This is a genomic window from Halomonas sp. AOP13-D3-9 (assembly GCF_052379125.1).
In the GTDB taxonomy this organism is placed as follows: Bacteria; Pseudomonadota; Gammaproteobacteria; order Pseudomonadales; family Halomonadaceae; genus Vreelandella.
Genome location: NZ_JBQSYH010000016.1, coordinates 75,024 through 95,573, shown reverse-complemented (window position 1 = coordinate 95,573; position 20,550 = coordinate 75,024). Strand labels below are relative to the sequence as shown.

19 protein-coding genes are annotated in these 20,550 nt (G+C 54.3%); 16 read left to right on the top strand and 3 right to left on the bottom strand.

Annotated elements, in window-relative coordinates; genetic code table 11:
* Position 1 precedes the first annotated feature (1 nt).
* The 5 genes from ACT3UM_RS17695 to ACT3UM_RS17675 all read left to right on the top strand — a co-directional run bounded on the left by ACT3UM_RS17695 (position 2) and on the right by ACT3UM_RS17675 (position 6,170).
* Complete coding sequence (locus ACT3UM_RS17695) at positions 2-574, top strand: DUF1285 domain-containing protein (RefSeq protein ID WP_498900960.1); 573 nt, start codon at positions 2-4, stop codon at positions 572-574.
* Entirely contained in the window at positions 571-2,796 is a 2,226-nt protein-coding gene (locus tag ACT3UM_RS17690; RefSeq protein ID WP_498900958.1) for an ATP-dependent helicase, read from the top strand. The genes ACT3UM_RS17695 and ACT3UM_RS17690 overlap by 4 nt, the downstream gene beginning before the upstream one ends.
* A 161-nt stretch (positions 2,797-2,957) precedes the next feature.
* Positions 2,958-4,187 (top strand): porin, encoded by a 1,230-nt coding sequence (locus ACT3UM_RS17685; protein ID WP_498900956.1) that lies wholly within the window; start codon positions 2,958-2,960, stop codon positions 4,185-4,187.
* Between the two features lie 11 nt (positions 4,188-4,198).
* A complete protein-coding gene (locus tag ACT3UM_RS17680; RefSeq protein ID WP_498900954.1) occupies positions 4,199-4,636 on the top strand; it encodes a type 2 periplasmic-binding domain-containing protein in 438 nt (145 codons plus the stop codon).
* A 193-nt stretch (positions 4,637-4,829) separates the two neighbouring features.
* Positions 4,830-6,170, top strand: a complete 1,341-nt coding sequence (locus ACT3UM_RS17675) for a diguanylate cyclase domain-containing protein (protein WP_498900952.1) — start codon at positions 4,830-4,832, stop codon at positions 6,168-6,170.
* 130 nt (positions 6,171-6,300) lie between these two features.
* On the opposite strand, the gene ACT3UM_RS17670 is transcribed toward ACT3UM_RS17675, so the two are convergent.
* Complete coding sequence (locus ACT3UM_RS17670; protein WP_498900950.1) at positions 6,301-7,965, bottom strand: electron transfer flavoprotein-ubiquinone oxidoreductase; 1,665 nt, start codon at positions 7,963-7,965, stop codon at positions 6,301-6,303.
* 495 nt (positions 7,966-8,460) lie between these two features.
* Between ACT3UM_RS17670 and ACT3UM_RS17665 the strand changes: the two genes are divergently transcribed.
* The 9 genes from ACT3UM_RS17665 (at position 8,461) to ACT3UM_RS17625 (ending at position 16,734) form a co-directional block, all read left to right on the top strand.
* Positions 8,461-9,210, top strand: coding sequence for an electron transfer flavoprotein subunit beta/FixA family protein (locus ACT3UM_RS17665; protein WP_498900948.1), 750 nt, complete (start codon positions 8,461-8,463; stop codon positions 9,208-9,210).
* Between the two features lie 55 nt (positions 9,211-9,265).
* The gene (locus ACT3UM_RS17660; RefSeq protein WP_498900946.1) at positions 9,266-10,192 is read left to right on the top strand and encodes an electron transfer flavoprotein subunit alpha/FixB family protein; all 927 of its coding nucleotides are present in this window, start codon (positions 9,266-9,268) and stop codon (positions 10,190-10,192) included.
* A gap of 200 nt (positions 10,193-10,392) precedes the next feature.
* Positions 10,393-11,004: a superoxide dismutase gene (locus tag ACT3UM_RS17655; RefSeq protein WP_273193214.1), complete on the top strand. Its 612-nt coding sequence runs from the start codon at positions 10,393-10,395 to the stop codon at positions 11,002-11,004.
* A gap of 251 nt (positions 11,005-11,255) precedes the next feature.
* Entirely contained in the window at positions 11,256-11,477 is a 222-nt protein-coding gene (nrdH, locus tag ACT3UM_RS17650) for a glutaredoxin-like protein NrdH (protein ID WP_035578578.1), read from the top strand.
* Between the two features lie 9 nt (positions 11,478-11,486).
* Positions 11,487-11,921: a class Ib ribonucleoside-diphosphate reductase assembly flavoprotein NrdI gene (gene nrdI, locus ACT3UM_RS17645; protein ID WP_498900943.1), complete on the top strand. Its 435-nt coding sequence runs from the start codon at positions 11,487-11,489 to the stop codon at positions 11,919-11,921.
* Positions 11,903-14,110 (top strand): class 1b ribonucleoside-diphosphate reductase subunit alpha, encoded by a 2,208-nt coding sequence (gene nrdE, locus ACT3UM_RS17640; protein ID WP_498900941.1) that lies wholly within the window; start codon positions 11,903-11,905, stop codon positions 14,108-14,110. The genes nrdI and nrdE overlap by 19 nt, the downstream gene beginning before the upstream one ends.
* Positions 14,111-14,216: 106 nt before the next feature.
* The gene (nrdF, locus tag ACT3UM_RS17635; RefSeq protein WP_007114779.1) at positions 14,217-15,188 is read left to right on the top strand and encodes a class 1b ribonucleoside-diphosphate reductase subunit beta; all 972 of its coding nucleotides are present in this window, start codon (positions 14,217-14,219) and stop codon (positions 15,186-15,188) included.
* A 48-nt stretch (positions 15,189-15,236) separates the two neighbouring features.
* Positions 15,237-15,635: an NUDIX hydrolase gene (locus tag ACT3UM_RS17630; protein WP_498900938.1), complete on the top strand. Its 399-nt coding sequence runs from the start codon at positions 15,237-15,239 to the stop codon at positions 15,633-15,635.
* A 151-nt stretch (positions 15,636-15,786) separates the two neighbouring features.
* Entirely contained in the window at positions 15,787-16,734 is a 948-nt protein-coding gene (locus ACT3UM_RS17625) for a LysR family transcriptional regulator (RefSeq protein ID WP_498900936.1), read from the top strand.
* A gap of 19 nt (positions 16,735-16,753) precedes the next feature.
* Here the strand turns inward: ACT3UM_RS17625 and ACT3UM_RS17620 are convergent, their stop codons facing one another.
* On the bottom strand, positions 16,754-17,647 hold the full coding sequence (locus ACT3UM_RS17620) for a DMT family transporter (protein WP_498900934.1): 894 nt from the start codon (positions 17,645-17,647) through the stop codon (positions 16,754-16,756).
* Positions 17,648-17,840: 193 nt separating this feature from the next.
* Positions 17,841-18,116 carry an addiction module protein gene (locus ACT3UM_RS17615; RefSeq protein WP_498900932.1) on the bottom strand — a complete coding sequence of 92 codons (276 nt, stop codon included), beginning with the start codon at positions 18,114-18,116 and terminating at the stop codon, positions 17,841-17,843.
* 257 nt (positions 18,117-18,373) lie between these two features.
* Here ACT3UM_RS17615 and ACT3UM_RS17610 point away from each other — a divergent pair, with 257 nt between their 5' ends.
* Entirely contained in the window at positions 18,374-19,156 is a 783-nt protein-coding gene (locus ACT3UM_RS17610) for a DUF3450 domain-containing protein (protein ID WP_498900930.1), read from the top strand.
* Positions 19,157-19,203: 47 nt separating this feature from the next.
* Positions 19,204-20,550 (top strand): MotA/TolQ/ExbB proton channel family protein, encoded by a 1,347-nt coding sequence (locus ACT3UM_RS17605; RefSeq protein WP_498901056.1) that lies wholly within the window; start codon positions 19,204-19,206, stop codon positions 20,548-20,550.

Sequence of the window (20,550 nt, the reverse complement as noted above, 5' to 3'; positions counted from 1 at the left end):
GATGAATATTGACCGATTGCTGCAGCAAGGTAGTGGAGAGCCAGAGCGCGCTGGCGCTATTCCGCCGCTTGATGAGTGGCAGCCTGAGCTCTCTGGCGATATGAATATACGCATTCGCGCTGACGGTAGCTGGTGGCACGAAGGTCAGCCGTTTGCCCGCCCCAAGGTGGCGCGCCTGTTGGCCACGCTGCTGCGCTTTGATGACCAGGGTTACTGCCTGGTCACACCGGTAGAGCGCTGGCGGATACAGGTCGAAGACCTGCCGCTGGTCGCGGTAGAAGCCGACTTTCGTGATAATGCCTGGTGGTTTACCACCCAGTTTGACGACGTTGTTCGCTTAGATGCCGACCATCCGCTCGCCGTTACGTTAACGCCGCAAGGGGAAGCGGTGCCGCAACTGCCGGTACGTTTTGGACTGGCTGCGCGCTTGCACCGTAATGTCTATTACCAACTGGTAGAGGCCGCCGAAGCCCGTGATTTAGGCAATGGCACTAGCGAAATTGGGCTGATGAGCGCCGGGCACTGGTTTGCGCTGGGGCAACTCGACGACGATTCATTGGGCGAGGCGCCGTGAAGTTAACCGCTGAACAGCAGGCTGTGGTTAATCACCAAGCTGGGCACGCGCGGGTGGCGGCAGTGGCTGGGGCCGGTAAAACGACCACTATGGCTGCCCGGGTACTGCATCTATTGGCTAGCGGTGTGCCGCCAAAGCGTATCCTGGTGCTGATGTTCAACCGCTCCGCCAAGGATGATTTTCAGCGCCGGTTAGCCTCAATGGCACCCGCTGGGCAGGCGCTGCCGGATGTGCGCACTTTTCACTCCCTGGGCCACCGTTTAACCCAAAGCTTATGTCGATGGGGGGCGCTGGCGCCACGCCAGCTACTGTCCGCTGATTGGCAGCTGGAAAGGCTGCTTCGCCAAGCGAGTCTCAATGTGCTGCGTGACGCAGTTGAACGCCGCGATGCTGCACTGGAAGGGGACCGTCTTGAAACCCTGGCCCACTTTTGCGGCTTAGTGAAGGCGGAAATGATCACCCCGGAAGCGCTCTATGAGCGGCTCAATTTAGACCCCGACACGGACTATTTCCCGGCGGCCTTTGCCGAGGGCGAGCGGCTACTAGCAGCCGAAGGGGTGATGACCTATGCCGATCTGCTCTACCGCCCGCTGTTGGCTTTAGAGGGAGATAGTGACCTGCGTGGTCGCGTGGAAGGGTTTCTCGATCATGTCATTATTGACGAGTATCAGGATATTAACGCCGCGCAGCAGCGGCTTTTATCCGTGTTGGTGGGCCGCACGGCCGAGGTAATGGCGGTGGGCGACGCTAACCAGTGTATTTATGAGTGGCGCGGCGCCAAACCCGACACCATGCTGGAAAATTTTACGGCCACCTTCGGCAGTGCGACCGACTATCCGCTATCGACAACCTTTCGCCACGGTCACGCCTTAGCGCTCGCCGCTAATCATGCCATTGCCGCTAACCAGCGGCGCCCTGACCAGCTGTGTTTAGCCGCGGCCAATAACCCCGAAACCCGCGTTGCGGTGGGGCAGGGCAGCCGCCTGCTACTCGATGCATTAATGGATTGGCAGGCCCAGGGGCGAGCGTTTAACGAGGCCAGCCTGCTGGTGCGTAGCTGGGCACTCTCGGTGCCATTTCAACTGGCGCTGCTCCAGGCAGGCATTCCGTTTCGGCTGCAGCGCGAGGATCGCTTTGTGTTTCGTTTGCCGCTGGTGCAGGCCTTGGCGGGCTATTTAAAGCTGTCGCGTCGGCCTGACCTGCTACGCGACCCCCAGCAGTTGCTACTGCTGCTTTCCCAGCCGACGCCCTTCGTTGCCCGTGAGCGGCTGCAGCGGCTAGCCTATCAGTTGGCTGCTACTCAGCAGTGGCCCGAACGGCACGATCCCATGTTGACGGAGCTAAAGCCGATTCAGCGCCGTACGCTGAAAAAACGGTGGGTTCTGCTTTGCGAACTGCCGCAACTGAGTGCCTGGCCACCCGCCAAGCTGTTACGTTACGTGGTGGAAAGTATCGACGCTGAAAAGACGCTTAAGCGTGCGGCGGCGCGACGGGATAAAGGCGAAGAGGATGTGCGCTTACTCGACGTGCTGATTGAACAAGCACAAAGCGTGCAAGACCCCGACGCTTTTATCGAGCTATTGGAACGCCCGGTAGAGAACCAGGCGGGCGGCGTGCTGATCAGTACAGTGCACGGTGCCAAGGGACTTGAGTGGCCACTGGTAGCGGTGGCCGGGGTCAATGAGGAAGATTTCCCTCACTATAGCCGCGATAACCCGCTCAGCGACGAGCGCTTGGAGGAGGAGCGACGGCTCTTCTATGTGGCGATCACCCGTGCCCAAGAGCAGTTGCTGGTGCTGCATGACGGCGGCGTGCACCGGCCGAGTCGCTTTATTGCCGAAAGCGCCTGGCAGGATAGCATGCGCGTCGCTGCCTGCCTGGTTGCTGAAAGCTCAACTGCGGCTTCGCTACAGGTGACCTCAGTGGGGCTGGTAGAGCGCTATCTGGCGCGTCTTGGGCGCGACGACATTGTGCTTGCCCCGGCGCAGGTTGAAGAGACCAAAGCCGGTTATTCAGGCGCGGGCTCTTCCGGAGAGACGCACTTTTATCCTGGCCAGCGGCTGCTTCATGCGGTGTTTGGCGAGGGCGAAGTAGCGGCGGTAGAGGGAAGTGCCAGCGACCCGGTGATTGATGTGCGCTTTGATCAGGCGGGAAGAAGGCGGCTGATTGCCCGACGGGCACCCATTGAAGTGTTGAAAAATGGCTCAACGCTTGTTGGGTAAGTAGTTGATTCAACAACAAGACACACTCTTTCACACTTGCCGTCAAATTAAGCTTTAGGGCGGTTTGACTTAGCATGGCCCTGCCGATTTAATACCCACAAGCCTACCGAGCTAATACTCAGCAGCTCATCGCATAATAACTGATGAAATAGGGAACGGGCATGGTAAGGCAAGCCACTTGGCTCTGCGCCATTTTGATTGTTACCCAAAGCGGCGCCTTGCTGGCCGATAGCGGTCTGCCGAACTTGGAATTTAATGGTTTTGGCACGCTAGGGGTCGTTCACTCTGATGAGCGTGACGCTGACTTCGTTGCTGACCCCTTTGCTTCAGAAGGTGCGGGGTATAGTAATGACTGGAGCGCTGAAGTTGATAGCCGCTTAGGGCTTCAAGCAACGCTACGAATGACGCCTCAGCTCTCCTCTGTTGTGCAGGTGGTCAGCGAGAAGCGATACGACGGCTCATTTGCACCTGATATTGAATGGGCGAATGTTCAATACGATGTTACCCCTGATCTTAGTCTGCGCGTTGGGCGTATGGTGCAGAGCTCTTTTATGGCCTCTGAGCACCGCAAGGTTAATTACGCCACCCCTTGGGTTAGACCACCACAAGAAGTTTACCGTTTAATCCCTTTGGCTAATTTCGATGGTGTTGATGTGCGCTATCGATATCACCGCGGAAGTGCCACCAATGAGCTGCAGATGAATTTTGGGGGTGGCAACGCTGATTATCAAACTGGAAGTATCGACGCCAGCGATTCATGGGGTGTGTCTCATCGCACGCATTGGGGGAGTGCCACCCTGTTTGCCAGCTACGGCGAACTGAAAGTAAGCGCTGATGAGCTCACAACGTTCTTCGATATTTACCGTCTCTTTGGTCTGCCTGGCGAAGAGCTTGCTAGCCGTTACGAAGTTGATGGTAAGCGTGCGCGCCTGCTGAGTTTAGGGGCGAGTTATGACCCCGGTTCATGGTTTGTGATGGGAGAGTGGGCGCACTTTTCGTCGTCGTCTCTGTTAGGCAAAAGTGAAGGAGCCTACATGACTTTCGGCTACCGTGTTGCCGAATGGACGCCCTATATGGGTGTGGCGCGGGCAAAAATCACCAGTAGCACCTCGGAACCGGGATTGAATGCTGCCCTCTACCCATCGCCCTATGCAGAAGGCGCGCAGCTTCTTAATGGTGTATTAAATGAGATTCTATCCAGCGGGATGCAGCAAGACAGTATTACGGTTGGGGCTCGCTGGGATTTCAGGCAGGGCATGGCACTTACAGCCCAGTATGATCATATCGATATGCGTTCAGGTTCATCCGGGGGGCTGATTAATCAACAGCCCGAGTTTACCCCAGGTGAACGTATTAACTTGTTCAGCCTTGCGCTCGACTTTGTGTTTTAAGGAGAGTGACAATGGTTAAACGTCTTATTGCGCCTGGAATCAGCCTCTTATTGGGGGCAATGCTGAGCCTGTTTTATAACCCCGCTTTAGCTGAGGTGTTGGTGGTTGTATCAGCGGACGCGCCTTTTTCTCGCCTTACAAGCAGTGATCTAAGGGATATTTATTTAGGACGCCGTACGCAAATAGCCGATGGGATGATGGTGGTACCTTTGGATCAGTCTGAAGGTACGGCGGCGAGAAGCGAGTTTTACACTCACTTCACGGGGCAAACCCCCGCGCAGATCAAAGCGCACTGGGCCAGGCAAATATTTACCGGCCGGGGGCAGCCGCCCCAAGCGCTCGCTAATAGTCGTGCTGTGGTAGAGCGGCTGGTCAGTGATACAAAAGCACTGGGTTATATAGACCCTGCTTTTCTTGATGAGCGTTTAAGAGTTGTGACAATTGAGTAGTCTCAATGAGCAGAGAAGTCCTCACCGGTTCAGCTCAACCAAAGCCTTTATTAAGCGATGGCCTCATCATCTTGTAGAGCCACTGGTGCTATTTAGCATAGTGGCTTTTATGATGCTGTTGGTTGTTTGGGGGAGTACTTATTTTTTAGTTAATAAAGAGCGTGTGGCCATTGAGCGTCAGGCAAAGCTCTCCGTGGGTGAAATCACCGACACCTACGAAGCACGCGTTGTAAGAGCTCTCAGGGAAATTGACACGACATTGAAATTAGTCCGTTTTACCGCCAACAACACCGTTCACGCGAACGTGCTTAATGCATTAAATGAACAGCGTTTATTGCCACCTGCGCTGCTATTTACCATCAGTCTTGTTGATGCCCAGGGTATGGTAGTTGAGTCGACTGATTCAGAGCTGCTTGGGCTGCGCTTGAGGTCTCCTTTACAAGCCACGCAGGAGGGCGATTACTTAGCTTTGGGTGAGGCACAGACTGATCAAGACAAGCAGCTTACCTTTACCCGGCCACTACTGCCGGGGCAAGCGCCCACCCAACAAATAGGCTCGGGCTGGGTCGTTATTGCTATTGATGCCAATTATTTTGTGAGCAGTTATGAAGCTCGTTCTTTGGGTCAGCAGGGCCTGCTGGCGCTAGTCGGCGCAGATGGAATCGTCCGCGTCAGGCGTACCGGGGAGGCTATTAATTCAGGCGAGTTGATGGAGTTAGCGGCTTGGCAAAGTAGTACGCTGGATGCTGTTAGTGTCCCCTTTCTGACTCACTGGCAAGACGTGGAGCGCTACACGCTGGTGCGCAAACTCTATGATTTTCCACTATCAATCGTCGTAGGGCTTTCGGCCCAGGAGCAGTTGGCAAAGGCTCAGTTACTAGTGCGAAAGTACTGGCAGCGGGCCGCGTGGACAAGCGCTCTGCTGCTCATTATTCTGGCGATACTTGGCCGCCTGAGCTGGCAACTTCAGCGGGAGCGGCAACGGGTAATGGACGAGCGCGTATTGCATGCTCAGCAAGTCGAGCACTTGGCTTTTCATGACACGCTAACCGATTTGCCTAATCGCGCTTTTTTGAGTCATCTGGTGAGCCAGGAAGTTATCCTTTGTGGTCGCCATGGCGAATCCTTCGCGCTACTTTTCTTGGATCTTGATCAGTTTAAGTTAATCAATGATTCTTTGGGGCACGCTGTGGGCGATCATCTATTACAAGAAGCGGCTAAGCGGCTGACTGGAGCGGTACGCGAAAGTGATGTGGTTGCCCGGCTGGGGGGGGACGAGTTTATTATCCTTTTACGCAAAGTGAGTCGAACCGACCAAATTGAACCGATTGCTGACGAATTACTATCTTCCATGAGGCAGCCATTTACCTTAGCGGGTCACGAGTGCCGTATATCGGTGAGTATCGGGGTGTCTCTTTTCCCTGTTGATGGACTCGATGAACAAAGCTTAATGAAAAATGCGGATATAGCGATGTATCAGGCCAAGCAAGCGGGTAAAAACAAAGTGCATTTTTATAGCATAGCGACGAATTAAGTACCAAGCTCTTAGGATAACCAGCCGTTTTCACCACAGGTGTTTGACTTAGTCTAGAAAAGCGTATTTAAAAGGCGTCGGCGAGCGCCGACGCCTTAAATATCATTCGTCTCTACGACATGCTGGAATGCTACATATTTGGATAGTTGGGCCCGCCGCCGCCTTCGGGGGCTACCCAGGTAATGTTTTGCGCTGGGTCTTTGATATCACAGGTTTTGCAGTGCACGCAGTTCTGGAAATTGATCTGAAAGCGTGGCTGTCCCGCACTATCTTCTACCACTTCGTAAACACCGGCCGGGCAGTAGCGCTGTGCCGGTTCGGCGTATTCGGGCAGGTTTTCGCGGATCGGCAGGTCAGGATCATCAAGGCGCAGGTGGCACGGCTGATCCTCTTCATGGTTGGTGTTCGACAGAAATACCGAGGTCGGCTTGTCGAAGGAGAGCTTGCCGTCCGGTTTGGGATAGTTAATCTTTTCAAACTCGGCCGCAGGCTTAAGGGCGCCGTGGTCGGTAGTGGTGTCGTGGACGTTAGGCAGCTTGTTGCCCAGCAACTGGTGGGCAAAGTTATATGCTCCACCGCCCACAGTGCCATATTTATGGATCGCGGGGCCGAAGCTGGCGCTCTCTTTAAGCTCCTGATATGCCCAACTCGCTTCCCATTTCTGGGTAAAACTCGTTAGCTCCTGCGCACCCTCATCGCCAGCTTTGATCGCCTCAAATACGCTCTCTGCCGCGACCAAGCCTGACTTCATGGCGGTGTGCAGACCCTTGATCTTGGAGAAGTTGAGGGTGCCTGCATCGCAACCAATCAATAGCCCCCCTGGGAAGGTCATTTTAGGCAGGCTGTTAAAGCCCCCTTTGGTAATCGCCCGGGCGCCGTAAGCCACGCGCTTGCCACTCTCCAGGTACTGGCTAAGGACTGGATGATGCTTCATGCGCTGGAACTCGTCGAAGGGCGAGAGCCATGGGTTCTGGTAGCCCAAGTCCATAATTAGACCAACGACGACCTGCTGGTTTTCCGCGTGATAGAGAAACCAACCGCCGTGAGTGTTTTTGTCCAGTGGCCAGCCTGAGCCGTGGAGTACAAGCCCTGGTTCGTGTTGTTCAGCAGGTACATCCCACAGCTCCTTGAGACCGATCCCGTAGTGTTGCGGGTCGCGGCCTGCATCCAGGGAGAAGTCTTTAATTAGGCGTTTGCCCAAATGCCCGCGCGCACCTTCAGCAAACAGCGTGTACTTGGCGCGAAGCTCCATACCCGGCATATGGCCATCTTTGGGAGTGCCATCTGCGGCGACGCCCATATCGCCAATCAAAATGCCGCGCACGGCGTCATCTTCAATGATAACGTCCTGGGCGGCAAAGCCTGGAAAGATCTCAACGCCGAGGGCTTCGGCCTGTTCGGCCAACCAGCGGCACAGATTGCCAGCACTGATCACATAGCGGGTAAGGTCGCCGTCGGTGTTGTGCATGCTTTTAGGCACTAAGGCGTTGGGCACTTTCTGCGCTTTTTCGGCGTCTTTGAGCAAAAAAACATCGTCGCGAATCGCCGGCGTATTGAGTGGTGCGCCGCGCTCCTCCCAGTCAGGGAATAGCTCTGCCAGGGCGCGGGGTTCAAATACCGCCCCTGACAATATATGCGCGCCCACTTCCGAGCCTTTTTCAACCACGCAGACGGTAAGCTCTTGCTCAGCTTCGTTGGCTTGCTGCATTAGGCGGCATGCGGCGGAAAGCCCGGATGGGCCCGCACCGACAATGACGACATCAAAGTCCATTACATCGCGTTCAACAGTTTCCACCCGGTTTCTCCTTATTCTCTTTAAGTGCCATTATTTATACACACTAGCGAATGAGAACTAGCTTATAAAAAATCGGCCTTAATTTAAAACGGTCGTTTGCTTCTGGTTATATGCCATGATAGGCATAATACCTGTGTCAGGTCACGCCTACGATGGTGAAAGAGGCATTTATTGGCTGTATGCTTCGCTAATCAGCGTTCAGTGCTACGACTAAGGCCGTAGTGGTTGTTTAGGCATTAGGTGTTGTCGCTTTGCAGCAGGCTATGGCAAATTGGTAGGGTTTCTCAATTGCGCACCTATCAAACGCTTGATTGAATTTAATCCATTGAATTTAAACGCGCCCTCATTGCTGTTGGCAGTCGCTGTGTTGAGGCAGGTGGGTCGCTTTTGAGAAGTGGCCAGTTAGTCTTCACGACACGTCTTAAATTAAGGGGTATCCGCTGGGCGGGTGCCGTCTCAGGGTAACGGCTTTACGACAAGCCAAGCGAGGAACCTATGAAAGTACTCGTCGCGGTTAAACGCGTCATCGACTACAACGTCAAAATCCGCGTTAAAGCGGATCACTCGGACGTCGACCTTACCAACGTCAAAATGGCCATGAACCCGTTCTGCGAAATTGCCGTGGAAGAAGCGGTACGCCTGAAAGAGAAGGGGGTGGCCACCGAAGTGGTAGCCGTCACCGTTGGCCCCAAAGCCGCCCAAGAGCAGCTGCGTACGGCACTGGCGCTGGGTGCGGATCGCGCTATTCATATCGAAACCGATGAGCGCGCCGAATCCCTGGCCGTAGCCAAGCTACTGGCTAAAGTGGTTGAGGAAGAGCTGCCGGGCTTAGTGATTCTCGGCAAACAGGCGATCGACACCGACAACAACCAGACCGGCCAGATGCTTGCCGCGTTGACCGGCCTGCCCCAGGGCACGTTTGCGTCAGAAGTGGCGGTCGACGGTGACAAGGTGCATGTGACCCGTGAAATCGACGGCGGTCTGCAAACCATTGCCCTAACGCTGCCGGCGATTGTGACCACCGACCTGCGTTTGAATGAGCCACGCTACGCTAAGCTCCCCGATATCATGAAGGCCAAGAAAAAGCCGCTGGATGTCAAAACCCCCGCCGACTACGGCGTCGAGGTTGCCTCCAAGGTGAGCCTGCTAAAAGTCGAATCGCCAGCGGAGCGCAAGGGTGGCGTTAAAGTCGCCTCGGTAGACGAGCTGATCGACAAACTGAAAAACGAAGCCAAAGTTCTCTGAAGTCGGTTGTTTACCCCCGTACGTTGAGATAAGCGCTTTTGAAGGAGCTGATTTTATGAGCATTCTGGTACTTGCCGACCTGCATGAAGGCCAACTGGCCGGTGCGACGGCTCACGTGATTGCGGCCGCCCAACAGATCGGCGGCGATATTGACGTTCTCGTCGCTGGTGAAGGCGTGCAAGCCGCGGCCGAGTCTGCCGCCAAGCTCGACGGCGTGAGCAAAGTGCGCGTCGCCGATAACGCCGTTTACGCTCACCAGCTCGCCGAGCCCATGGGGGCGCTACTGGTCGAACTGGCAGGTGATTACACCCACGTACTTGCCAGCGCCTCCACCACTGGAAAAAATGTGCTGCCGCGCCTGGCGGCGCTAAAAGACGTCAGCCAACTGTCGGATGTACTTGGTGTAGAAAGTGCCGACACCTTCCTGCGCCCGATCTACGCCGGTAACGCCATTGCCACGGTCAAAAGTGACGACGCGCTGAAGGTCATCACCATCCGCACAACCGGCTTTGACGCCGTGGGCACAAGCGGCAGTGCCACCATCGAAGCGGTCAACACTGTGGTAGAAAACAGCCAATCCAGCTTTGTTAAAGAAGAGCTGGCGGCATCGGATCGCCCCGAGCTGGGCGGCGCCAAGGTGGTGATCTCAGGTGGTCGCGGCATGGGCAACGGCGAGAACTTCAAGCTGCTCGACGGCATTGCCGACAAACTGGGGGCTGCCATTGGCGCCTCCCGCGCCGCGGTAGACGCAGGCTTTGTGCCCAACGATATGCAGGTCGGCCAGACTGGCAAGATCGTTGCGCCGGATCTCTACATTGCCGTGGGCATCTCCGGTGCCATCCAGCACCTGGCGGGCATGAAGGATTCCAAGGTGATCGTCGCGATCAACAAAGACGACGAAGCGCCGATCTTCCAGGTCGCGGATTACGGCCTGGTGGGCGATCTGTTTGAGATTCTGCCGGAGCTTGAGAGCAAGCTGTAAGTGGTTGAACAGCTAAGTCCTAAAAGCCGGCTTCGTCAGAAGTCGGCTTTTTTGTGCCGGGTCTATTAGGTAAACTGGCAATAGTTGACTAAAGTACTGGGGCAAAAGGTAAGAAAAACCACCCCGGTGGTTGAAAAAGCTGCGGGCTGTCCGCACATAGTTAAGTGAAAGCAACGAAAGCCACTCAAGGAGATGATGATATGGCACATACATTACCCGAACTGCCGTACGCATATGACGCTCTCGAACCGAATATCGATGCGATGACGATGGAAATTCACCACTCTCGTCACCATCAAACCTACATCAACAACCTGAACGCCACGCTGGAAGGCACAGGTCTTGAAGATGTACCCGTCGAAGAGTTGGTCGCTAATCTGGATCGCGTTCCAGAAGCCAAGCGCCAAGCCGTTATCAACAACGGTGGCGGCCACGCCAACCACTCTATGTTTTGGCAGATGATGTCGCCAAACGGCGGTGGCAACCCACAGGGCGATGTGGCGAAAGCCATTGACGCTGAACTGGGCGGTCTGGAAGCCTTTAAAGAAGAGTTCAAAAAAGCGGCTGTTGGCCGTTTCGGTAGCGGTTGGGCATGGCTATCCATTACCCCTGAAAAGAAATTGGTGGTAGAAAACACCCTGAACCAAGACAGCCCGCTGATGCACGGCAACACGCCGTTGCTGGGTCTGGATGTTTGGGAACATGCCTACTACCTGAAGTATCAAAATAAGCGTCCTGACTATATTGCAGCGTTCTTTAACGTTGTTAACTGGGAAGACGTTGAGCGTCGTTACCAGGCGGCGATTAGCTAATATTGCTATGATCCGCTAGCTGCGCCGCCTCGCGGCGCTGTGAAAAAACCGTCCATTTTTTAGTGGGCGGTTTTTTTATTGCCTGGGATAACGTGGGGTATTAGTTGTCAATAACCTGTGGATGAAAAATACCACATATGCTTGAATTGATTTTCTATTGGTCTATATATAGTATGCGTTGTATCTTCTAGAGGGGGCGGGCACTAGATGTGCTCTACCCGAAAAATGCCGCTATGAAAAGGAAAATGGCCATGGAAATCCAAATTTATAGCAAGCCAGCTTGTGTTCAGTGTACCGCGACTTACCGCGCGCTAGACAAGCAGGGGCTTGAGTACACCGTCATCGATATTACCGCTGAATCTGGTGCCCAAGAAGAAGTTGAAGCGCTGGGCTATCGCCAGCTTCCCGTCGTGGTAGTCGGCGAAGATCACTGGTCGGGTTTCCGTCCAGACCGTATTCAAGCGCTGGCTTAAGTCATCTAAATGCTGGCAAGTTGCACATCCGCGCCTGCGGCCGACAGTTTGGTGTACTTCTCTACTAAATCAGGCAATACCCATCGTTTTGTAGAAAAGCTTGGTTTTGCCGCAAAGCGACTGCCGCTGAATCGAGACGAGCCTGTTCCACGTGTCACCCAGCCGTATATTTTAATTACCCCCACTTATGGTGGGGGAAGTGAGCAGGGTGCGGTGCCCAAACAGGTAATCCACTTTCTCAACGACACGCATAATCGGAGCCTCCTGCGGGGGGTCATTGCAGCGGGCAATACTAATTTTGGCGAAGCCTATGGCCTTGCTGGCCGCATTATCGCCAAAAAGTGCAACGTGCCGCTGCTGTATCGATTCGAACTGTTTGGCACCGACGACGACGTGGCCAACGTCCGCAAAGGAGTAGAAGAGTTTTGGAAACGACAAGCCTAGCCTCTAAAGACACAGCCTCTAAAGATTTAACCCCTAAAAATGTTGAGGCAAAACGGCCTGCGGCTACTTCTGAAGCGCGCACGCTGGATTACCACGCCCTCAATGCCATGCTCAACCTGTACGGGGCCAATGGCGAGCTGCAGCTGGATAAAGATCGCGAAGCGGCGCGCCAGTACTTTTTGCAACACGTTAACCAGAACACAGTGTTTTTCCACTCGTTAGAGGAAAAGCTCGATTACTTAGTCGAAGAGCAGTACTACGAAGCAGAAATGCTGGCCCAGTACAGCTTCGCCTTTATCAAGGCGCTGTTCGAGCAGGCCTATGCGTATAAGTTTCGCTTCCCCAGTTTTTTGGGCGCTTTTAAGTACTACACCAGCTATACGCTGAAGACGTTTGACGGCAAGCGCTACTTAGAGCGTTACGAAGACCGCGTCTGCATGGTCGCGCTGACCCTGGCGCGGGGTGACGAAACGCTGGCGAAGTCGCTGGTGGATGAAATTATTAGCGGTCGTTTCCAGCCCGCGACGCCGACCTTTTTGAACTGTGGTAAGCAGCAGCGCGGTGAGCTGGTGTCGTGCTTTCTGCTGCGTATTGAAGACAATATGGAGTCGATTGGCCGGGCGATTAACTCCGCCCTGCAGCTCTCCAAGCGTGGCGGCGGCGTAGCGTTCCTGCTCAGCAATATTCGTGAGTCGGGTGCCCCCATCAAGCGCATCGAAAACCAATCGTCGGGCATCATCCCGATTATGAAACTGCTGGAAGATGCCTTCTCCTATGCTAATCAGCTGGGGGCGCGTCAGGGCGCCGGAGCAGTGTATCTCAACGCTCACCACCCGGATATCCTGCGCTTTTTGGATACCAAGCGTGAAAACGCTGATGAGAAAATTCGTATCAAAACGCTTTCGCTGGGCGTGACGATTCCGGATATTACTTTTGAGCTCGCCAAGCGCAACGACGATATGTACCTGTTCTCGCCCTACGATGTAGAGCGCGTTTACGGCGTCCCCTTTGGCGACATCAGCGTTACCGAGAAGTACCAGGAAATGGTCGCCGATGCGCGTATCCGCAAGCACAAGATTAACGCCCGAGCATTTTTCCAGGTGCTGGCCGAGCTGCAGTTTGAGTCCGGTTATCCTTACCTGATGTTCGAAGATACGGTGAACCGCGCCAATCCAATTGCTGGCCGCATTAACATGAGTAACCTGTGCTCTGAAATACTTCAGGTGAATACGCCTACGGAGTATGACGACGACTTGGGTTACCGCCATATTGGCCAGGATATCTCCTGCAACCTGGGCTCCATGAACATAGCCAAAGTCATGGACTCAGGCGATCTCGGCACCAGCGTGGATATCGCCATTCGCGGCCTTACCGCCGTTTCGGAAATGAGCAATCTGCGCAGCGTTCCGTCGATTGCCGAAGGCAATGCGAAGTCCCGGGCGATCGGCTTGGGCCAGATGAACCTGCACGGCTATTTGGCGCGTGAACATATCTACTACGGTTCTGATGAGGGCTTGGATTTTACCAATCTCTATTTCTACTGCGTGGCCTTCCATGCAATCCGCGCGTCGAACCGATTGGCCATTGAGCATAAAGACACCTTCGCAGGTTTTGCCGATTCCACCTACGCCTCGGGTAGCTTCTTTGATAAGTATACCGATCAGGCGTGGCTGCCACGTACCGAAAAAGTACGTGGGCTGTTTGAGCGCAGCGGTATCGCGCTGCCGACTCAAGACGATTGGAAGGAGCTTAAAGCCTCGGTCATGGCCCACGGTTTATACAATCGTAACCTGCAGGCGGTGCCGCCCACAGGCTCGATCTCCTATATCAACAACTCCACCTCCAGTATTCATCCGGTGGCGGCGAGAATCGAGATTCGTAAAGAGGGCAAATTAGGGCGTGTTTACTATCCCGCACCTTTCCTGGATGAAGCCAATTTTGACTATTTCCAGGACGCCTACGAAATTGGCCCGGAAAAGATCATCGACACCTATGCGGAAGCCTCACAGCACGTCGATCAAGGCCTATCGCTGACGCTGTTCTTCCCGGACACCGCAAGCACCCGGGATATCAATAAGGCGCAAATTTACGCCTGGCGCAAAGGTATCAAAACGCTTTACTACATCCGCTTGCGTCAAAGTGCGCTAGAAGGCACTGAGGTGGAAGGCTGTGTGTCGTGCACGCTGTAATCGCGTCGACGCATTAGGTTTTTTTGAGCGTTAGTTTTTTATAACCCTGCTTATATAACCAAGCTTTGCTAGCCCGGCTGTGATGGCCGGGCTTTGAGAGAGTGATATGAACACCATGCAACGTTTATCGCGGGTTGATGCGATTAACTGGAACCGACTCCAGGATGATAAAGACCTGGAAGTGTGGAACCGCTTAACGAGTAATTTTTGGTTGCCCGAAAAGGTGCCGCTGTCTAACGATATTCAGTCATGGAATACTCTGACTGAAAAAGAAAAACAGCTGACGATTCGTGTGTTTACCGGTCTCACGCTGCTCGATACCATTCAGAGCAGCGTCGGTGCACCGGTATTAATGGAAGATGCTCGCACTCCCCACGAAGAGGCGGTTTACACCAACATCGCCTTTATGGAGTCGGTGCACGCGCGCTCCTACAGCTCGATTTTCTCGACGCTGTGCACCACCCGCGATGTGGACGACGCCTTTCGCTGGAGCGAAGAGAACCCCACGCTACAGGCAAAATCCCAGCTGATTTTAGAGCGTTACCGCTCTGACGATCCGCTGATGCGCAAAGTCGCCAGCGTTTTCCTTGAGTCGTTTCTGTTCTATTCTGGCTTCTACCTGCCGATGTACTGGTCAAGCCATGCCAAGTTGACCAACACCGCCGACCTGATCCGTCTCATCATTCGCGATGAAGCGGTACACGGCTACTACATTGGCTACAAATTCCAGCAGGCAATGGCGGAAGCGACACCCGCGCGTCAGCAGGAAGTGAAAGATTATGCCTACGAGCTGCTGTTGGAACTGTACGACAACGAAGTGCGCTATACCGAGTCGCTGTATGACGAGGTAGGCCTGAGTGAAGACGTGAAAAAATTCCTTCACTACAACGCCAACAAAGCGCTGATGAACCTAGGCTTCGAGCCGCTGTTCCCCAGCAGCGTCACCGATGTGGATCCGACTATCATGGCGGCGCTGTCGCCCAACGCCGATGAGAACCACGACTTCTTCTCCGGCTCCGGTTCCTCCTACGTCATCGGCAAAGCCGTCGCCACCGAAGACGACGACTGGGCGTTTTAATATCACCGGAAGTTATGGGCATGAAGTCATGGGCATAGAGGAGGATGTATGTCAGCTAGCGAAGCTAACCTATTGAAGATCGCCGCTGCCGTCGTAAGCGACCCCGATGGGCGTTTGCTATTAGTGCGTAAGCACAATACGTCTTTCTTTATGCAGCCCGGCGGCAAGATCGATGCGGGTGAAAGCGCGTTAGAAGCGCTGTGCCGCGAACTGAAGGAGGAGTTGGGCTTGCATGTTAGCGAGGATCAATTGATCCCGCTAGGCGTGCACAGCGCTCCCGCCGCTAATGAGCCGGGCATGGCGCTTGAAGCGCATCTGTTTAGCTTGGTTATTGATGAGCCTGTCGAAGCGGCGGCTGAAATCGCCGAAGCAAGATGGGTAACCCGAGAAGAGGCTTGGCAGCTACCGTTGGCACCGCTGACAAAAGAGTACGTAGTGGTCAGTTAGTGTTGATTTCTCAGTACCTTAAGCGTATCTAGCTCGGGGGCGATTGCATCAGCGCCGTTTGGTTGTCTCCTCTGCGAAACTAATTGTCTGGTTGTGTTTAATTCCTCTACAAGCGTATAAAAGAACATGCACTTTTGGGGAGTGGGGGCTCATGACAGACATAATAAAGACAGCGCGAAAGGCTAATTTAGACACAACGCTATTGCGTACGCTGGTATCCATAAACGACTGCGGTGGGTTTTCCGAAGCGGCTCAGGCCTTGCATCTAACTCAATCGGCTGTTTCTCACCATGTGCGTCGTCTTGAGGGGCAGCTCGATAATACTCTTTTCGAAACTCATGGCCGACGAAAACGTCTTACAGAGGCTGGCGAGCTCTTTCTATGGTATGCACGGCAGATCCTTGCCCTCAACGACGAAGCTTTCGATAAGCTCGGGCAACACCGCGGGGTGACAACAGAGATTCGCTTGGGAGTATCGGAATATTTTGCCCAAGATTACCTGCCTATCATGCTGGCCTCTTTGTGTTTTGAGCAAGAAGGTATTCGCATCATTCCTCAGTTGGGGCGATCAACGAAACTGCAGCGTAGGCTCAATGATGGTCAGCTTGATATGCTCATTGCTGTCGACGCTCTAGAAACATTGCATTCGAATGTGCAAAAAGGCGTCCGGTTGTCTGACCGACGCCTTTCCTGGGTAGGTGCCTCAGGATTTTTGCTTGACTCCAGCAATGAGATTCCTCTCGTTGTATTCTCTCCACCTTGCATGCTACGAGACCTTCAAATTAATGAACTCAAGCAAAATCAGTTGCTAGGGCGCATAGTCTACGAGGCGCGTGATTTAGGCGATCTACTTGCAGCGATCAAGGCTGGCCTGGGTGTGAGTGCTTTGCCGGTTACTCCCTCGCAGTATGGGCTCGTCTCTCCGATAAATTTGCAACAACTCCCTGCGCTGCCGGATGTACGAATCAGCATTACAACTGCTGCCACCGTTGAGCTCGATCAATTTGAGTGGCTAATTCGGCTTATTCGTCGCTGCTGGAACTCTCATGAACAGCAGGAAGTAGAAACTACGACTCTCCAAGAGTCATGCGCGATATAACTGCGGTAAGGTGGAATCGCTAGCGGTTATTCAGATAAACCCCGAAAGCGGTCACTGTAAAGCCAATCATGGCTAACGGTTGAAGTGTTTCGCCAAGAAGCACAAAGGCCATAAGGGCAGTCATGCCGGGTATGAGGTAGAAGAGGCTGGCCACTTTGCTTGCCTCGCCACGACGAATCATGACGTAAAGCACGCTGATGGCTCCGATCGAGTTCACAAGGCTCATCCAGCTTGTCGCGAATAAGAAAGTAGGCGTGACTTGGAAGTACAGGTCTTCAAGTGCATAGGCTGCAACAAAAGCAAAGCTTGCTGCGACACTTAGTTGAATGAATCCACCCGTACGTAGATCCATGCTCGTACAAAATTTCTTCTGGTAAAGCGTGCCAAGCGTGATACCAAGAAGGGCGAAGAGGATAGCGATATATCCCCCGACCGTCGCCTCTCCGAAAGAGAACTTTTCTGAAACAACCAACGCAACACCTACTAGACCAATTAGAAGCCCAACCCATTGATGTGACTTTATGCGTTCAGACAGAAAAGCGCTGGCGCCAAGTGCAACGAAGATGGGCATTGTGCCGACGATGAGCGCCGAAACCCCAGCGCTCACGCCGAGATTGATACCGGTATAGAGTCCCGAGAACTGCATTGCTTGAATCAGCAGCCCGACAACCGCAATGTGTCCAACGTCCTTCCACTTTTTTGGCCACGGTGCGCGTGTTGCAACGGCGACCATTAGTAGCACCAAGGCGGCACTAGAGAAGCGCAGAAAGATCATGGTGTACGGTCCGACAAAGGGCAGGGCTGCTTTGCCAGCCACGTAGCCAGAGCTCCACATTACGATGAAAAGCAAGGGCAGCCCTAAGGCGGTCACGCTTGGGCGAAAACGGGGGATTGTGATTGTATTTGGTGTCATTGGAATCTCTCCTTAGTGGGTTTGTTACTAAGGAAAGGCTAGCGAGATCCAATGATTATGAATAATGAAGATTTGCCCAGGAAAACTTTACAAGTCGTAATGAGTGGAAGGCCGTAGTGGCCGATTATAGGCGGTTGTGTGATGCTTCTAATATCGACGTGGTTATCCTTGGGTGCTAGTGAATACTTGTCCGCTACAGTTTTCGGGTCAATGCGTTATTCTTCTCTCGGCGAGCGGTTGCTAGCCCCACTCGCATCTGCTGCCGGAACTCTTCGCGGCTCAGTAAAGTGGCATTGCCGCTTCTGACTTTGGAGGCGCGCTGAATAATCTCATCGTTCCAGGCTTGTTCAGCTGAATTATCTTGTGGGCCGTCCAGGCTTATGATGAGTTCGTGAGCCAGCGCTGCACGCTCCGATTCTGAGAGCGTCGAAATCTGTGAGCGTAACTGGTTGAGTGTTTCGTCAGTCATAGCGCCTCCCTAGGTTATCTACAGTTATTCCATCCCCATCCCAAAACCCGAGCAAGCGGGTAGGCCGAGCGCAAATTACGATGAAGGCCGGGGTTTAAACGCCGCAAAATCCATTGATTGTTAATGATAAATATTGTCATTTCTTCTATTAGTGGTAGGCTATGGCTCGTAAAAGATAAACGCAAATCGTTCTGATACCCAATTAGTTTCTAGTGGGGCGGTGTCCGCCGCCCGCTACTCAGTGACGGAGAGTCGACGTGCTGAACAGGCCTTTCTTTGCCTTGCGTGGATGGTGGCTAGCGGGAGTGCTGGCCAGTGGCACGCTATTGGCAAGTGAACAAGCAGTGGCTCAAGCAGCCGAAAGTGTAGAAGCCCAACAGGCCCAGGCAGCGCTTCAAGAGCAGATAGACGCTGCCGATGAGCAAACCCGCGAACAGTTGGAAGAGCTACGTCGTTTAGAGCGCGAAACCCGCCAGTTAGCGGCTGATAATGCTTCGCTGACAGGACGCTTGGCGGAAGAGGCTGAGCGCCAGCAGCGGCTGGCAACTGCGCTGGATACGTTGGAAGAGACCCGTGCCGCGCTGCCTGTCATCGAACAAAATATGTCGGTGCAGCTTAGTCAGTGGATCGAACGTGACCTGCCATTTCTGCGCGAAGAGCGGTTGGCGCGGGTTGAGCGTCAGCCCGACGAGCAGGGTCAAAATACCATTGAACGTATTAATGGGCTGCTCGAAGCGTGGCGCGTTGAACTTGATTATGGGCAGGAGATGGATAGCTGGCGGGGGCGCTTACGCCAGGATAACCGCGAGCGCGAAGTGGATTTCTTGCGCATCGGGCGTATTGGCTTTTATTACCTAACCCCTGACGGCCGTGAAGGCGGTGTGTGGAATGCTGAAAGTGGCGCATGGGAGCCGCTGGAAGATGAATACCTGCGTGAAGTGCGCAGTGGGTTGCGCATGGCGGAAGATCAGCGCGCTCCGGATCTACTCACCTTGCCGCTCTCGATCAGTGCCAATGACCTGCAGGGAGAGCAACCATGAGTCGTTTCAGCCTAACAGTTAACCGCCAACCCGATAGTCGCCTATCCATGCGTCGGCTAACACTTCGCCAACTTGGCTATGCCTGCGTTGTATTGGGGCTGGTAGCGGTCAGTGGCGTATCAATGGCGCAAACCGAGAGCGCGACTTCGCTGCGGGAAGCTCGTGAGGCGGCGCAAGCGCGAGACCAGCAGCGGTTAATGCGCTTTCTTGATGATCAGCAAGCATTAGAGTCCGCACTGGAAGAGGCGCGCGCCGAGCATGAAGAGGCCCAGCAGCAGCATGATACGTTAGCGGCTCAGCAGGCAGAGCAAACAGATCAAGCCAGCGAGCTAAGCGAGCGCCAAGCGGAGCAGGGCGCTGCGCTTTCAGGTCTGCTCGCAAATCTTGCCCGGCATAGCTCCGAGATTCGAAATGCGCTGGGTGAAGAGAGCCTGCTCACCTTAGAGGAGGGGTCACTGCCGCCGCGCTTGGATGAAGTTGAAGTGCTTGAGCGCCACCAGTTGGAAGATGTAGTGGATCATTTAGCGGCGTTAACCGCGCGCACCGGTCGTGCCGAGCGGCTTTCAATGCCGGTCGCTGATGCTAGCGGTGAAGTGACCACCCGTGAGTTAGTAAGGCTGGGCGATTTCGCAGCTTTTACCGAGAGCGAGCTTTTAGAGCGTGGTGAAGGCGATGGCAACCTCGTCGTTTTGCCGCGTACGCCCGATGCCATTGGCGGATTACTGGCCGATTACTACCAAGGCGAAAGCAACGTGATGGCGGTGGATCCTACCCAGGGCAGCGTGCTGGAAGCTTTGGCCCAGCAGCCTAACCTATGGGAGCGCTTCCAACAGGGCGGCTATGTCGGCTATGTGGTCGTGGCACTGGGTGTGTTGGGCATGATCATCGGGCTTGGCCAATACCTCTATCTGGTGCTGGTCAGTCTGCGGGTTAAACGTCAGCGTCATTCCCTTGATCAACTGCAGGCCAATAACCCGTTGGGGCGGGTACTGCTACGCTTTGAAGGCATGGACAAGCATCAAACTCCTGAAGCGCTAGAAGCGCGGCTGGACGAAGCAGTATTGGCCGAACTACCCAAGCTAGAGCGTAGTCAGCCGATGGTGAAACTGCTCGCCGCCATTGCGCCGCTGCTCGGTCTACTGGGGACAGTGACCGGCATGATCGTTACCTTTCAGGCGATTACCGTGTTTGGCACCGGCGACCCGCAGCTAATGGCGGGCGGTATTAGCCAGGCGCTGGTTACCACCGTGTTGGGTCTAATTACCGCTGTGCCGTTGCTGTTCGTGCAAACAGCGCTGGCAGGCCGCAGCCGCTACTTAACCCACGTGATTGAAGGGCAGGCGAGCGCCACCTTGGCGGATCACCTGGAATCACACACACCTGTGGTGAACTAA

Excerpts from the sequence above, each read along its gene's own strand:
- ACT3UM_RS17695 (WP_498900960.1), top strand. The coding sequence starts at position 2 with ATGAATATTGACCGATTGCTGCAGCAAGGTAGTGGAGAGCCAGAGCGC.
- ACT3UM_RS17685 (WP_498900956.1), top strand. The coding sequence starts at position 2,958 with ATGGTAAGGCAAGCCACTTGGCTCTGCGCCATTTTGATTGTTACCCAA.
- ACT3UM_RS17680 (WP_498900954.1), top strand. The coding sequence starts at position 4,199 with ATGGTTAAACGTCTTATTGCGCCTGGAATCAGCCTCTTATTGGGGGCA.
- ACT3UM_RS17665 (WP_498900948.1), top strand. The coding sequence starts at position 8,461 with ATGAAAGTACTCGTCGCGGTTAAACGCGTCATCGACTACAACGTCAAA.
- ACT3UM_RS17660 (WP_498900946.1), top strand. The coding sequence starts at position 9,266 with ATGAGCATTCTGGTACTTGCCGACCTGCATGAAGGCCAACTGGCCGGT.
- ACT3UM_RS17655 (WP_273193214.1), top strand. The coding sequence starts at position 10,393 with ATGGCACATACATTACCCGAACTGCCGTACGCATATGACGCTCTCGAA.
- nrdH (WP_035578578.1), top strand. The coding sequence starts at position 11,256 with ATGGAAATCCAAATTTATAGCAAGCCAGCTTGTGTTCAGTGTACCGCG.
- nrdI (WP_498900943.1), top strand. The coding sequence starts at position 11,487 with ATGCTGGCAAGTTGCACATCCGCGCCTGCGGCCGACAGTTTGGTGTAC.
- nrdF (WP_007114779.1), top strand. The coding sequence starts at position 14,217 with ATGAACACCATGCAACGTTTATCGCGGGTTGATGCGATTAACTGGAAC.
- ACT3UM_RS17630 (WP_498900938.1), top strand. The coding sequence starts at position 15,237 with ATGTCAGCTAGCGAAGCTAACCTATTGAAGATCGCCGCTGCCGTCGTA.
- ACT3UM_RS17625 (WP_498900936.1), top strand. The coding sequence starts at position 15,787 with ATGACAGACATAATAAAGACAGCGCGAAAGGCTAATTTAGACACAACG.
- ACT3UM_RS17620 (WP_498900934.1), bottom strand. The coding sequence starts at position 17,647 with ATGACACCAAATACAATCACAATCCCCCGTTTTCGCCCAAGCGTGACC.
- ACT3UM_RS17615 (WP_498900932.1), bottom strand. The coding sequence starts at position 18,116 with ATGACTGACGAAACACTCAACCAGTTACGCTCACAGATTTCGACGCTC.
- ACT3UM_RS17605 (WP_498901056.1), top strand. The coding sequence starts at position 19,204 with ATGCGTCGGCTAACACTTCGCCAACTTGGCTATGCCTGCGTTGTATTG.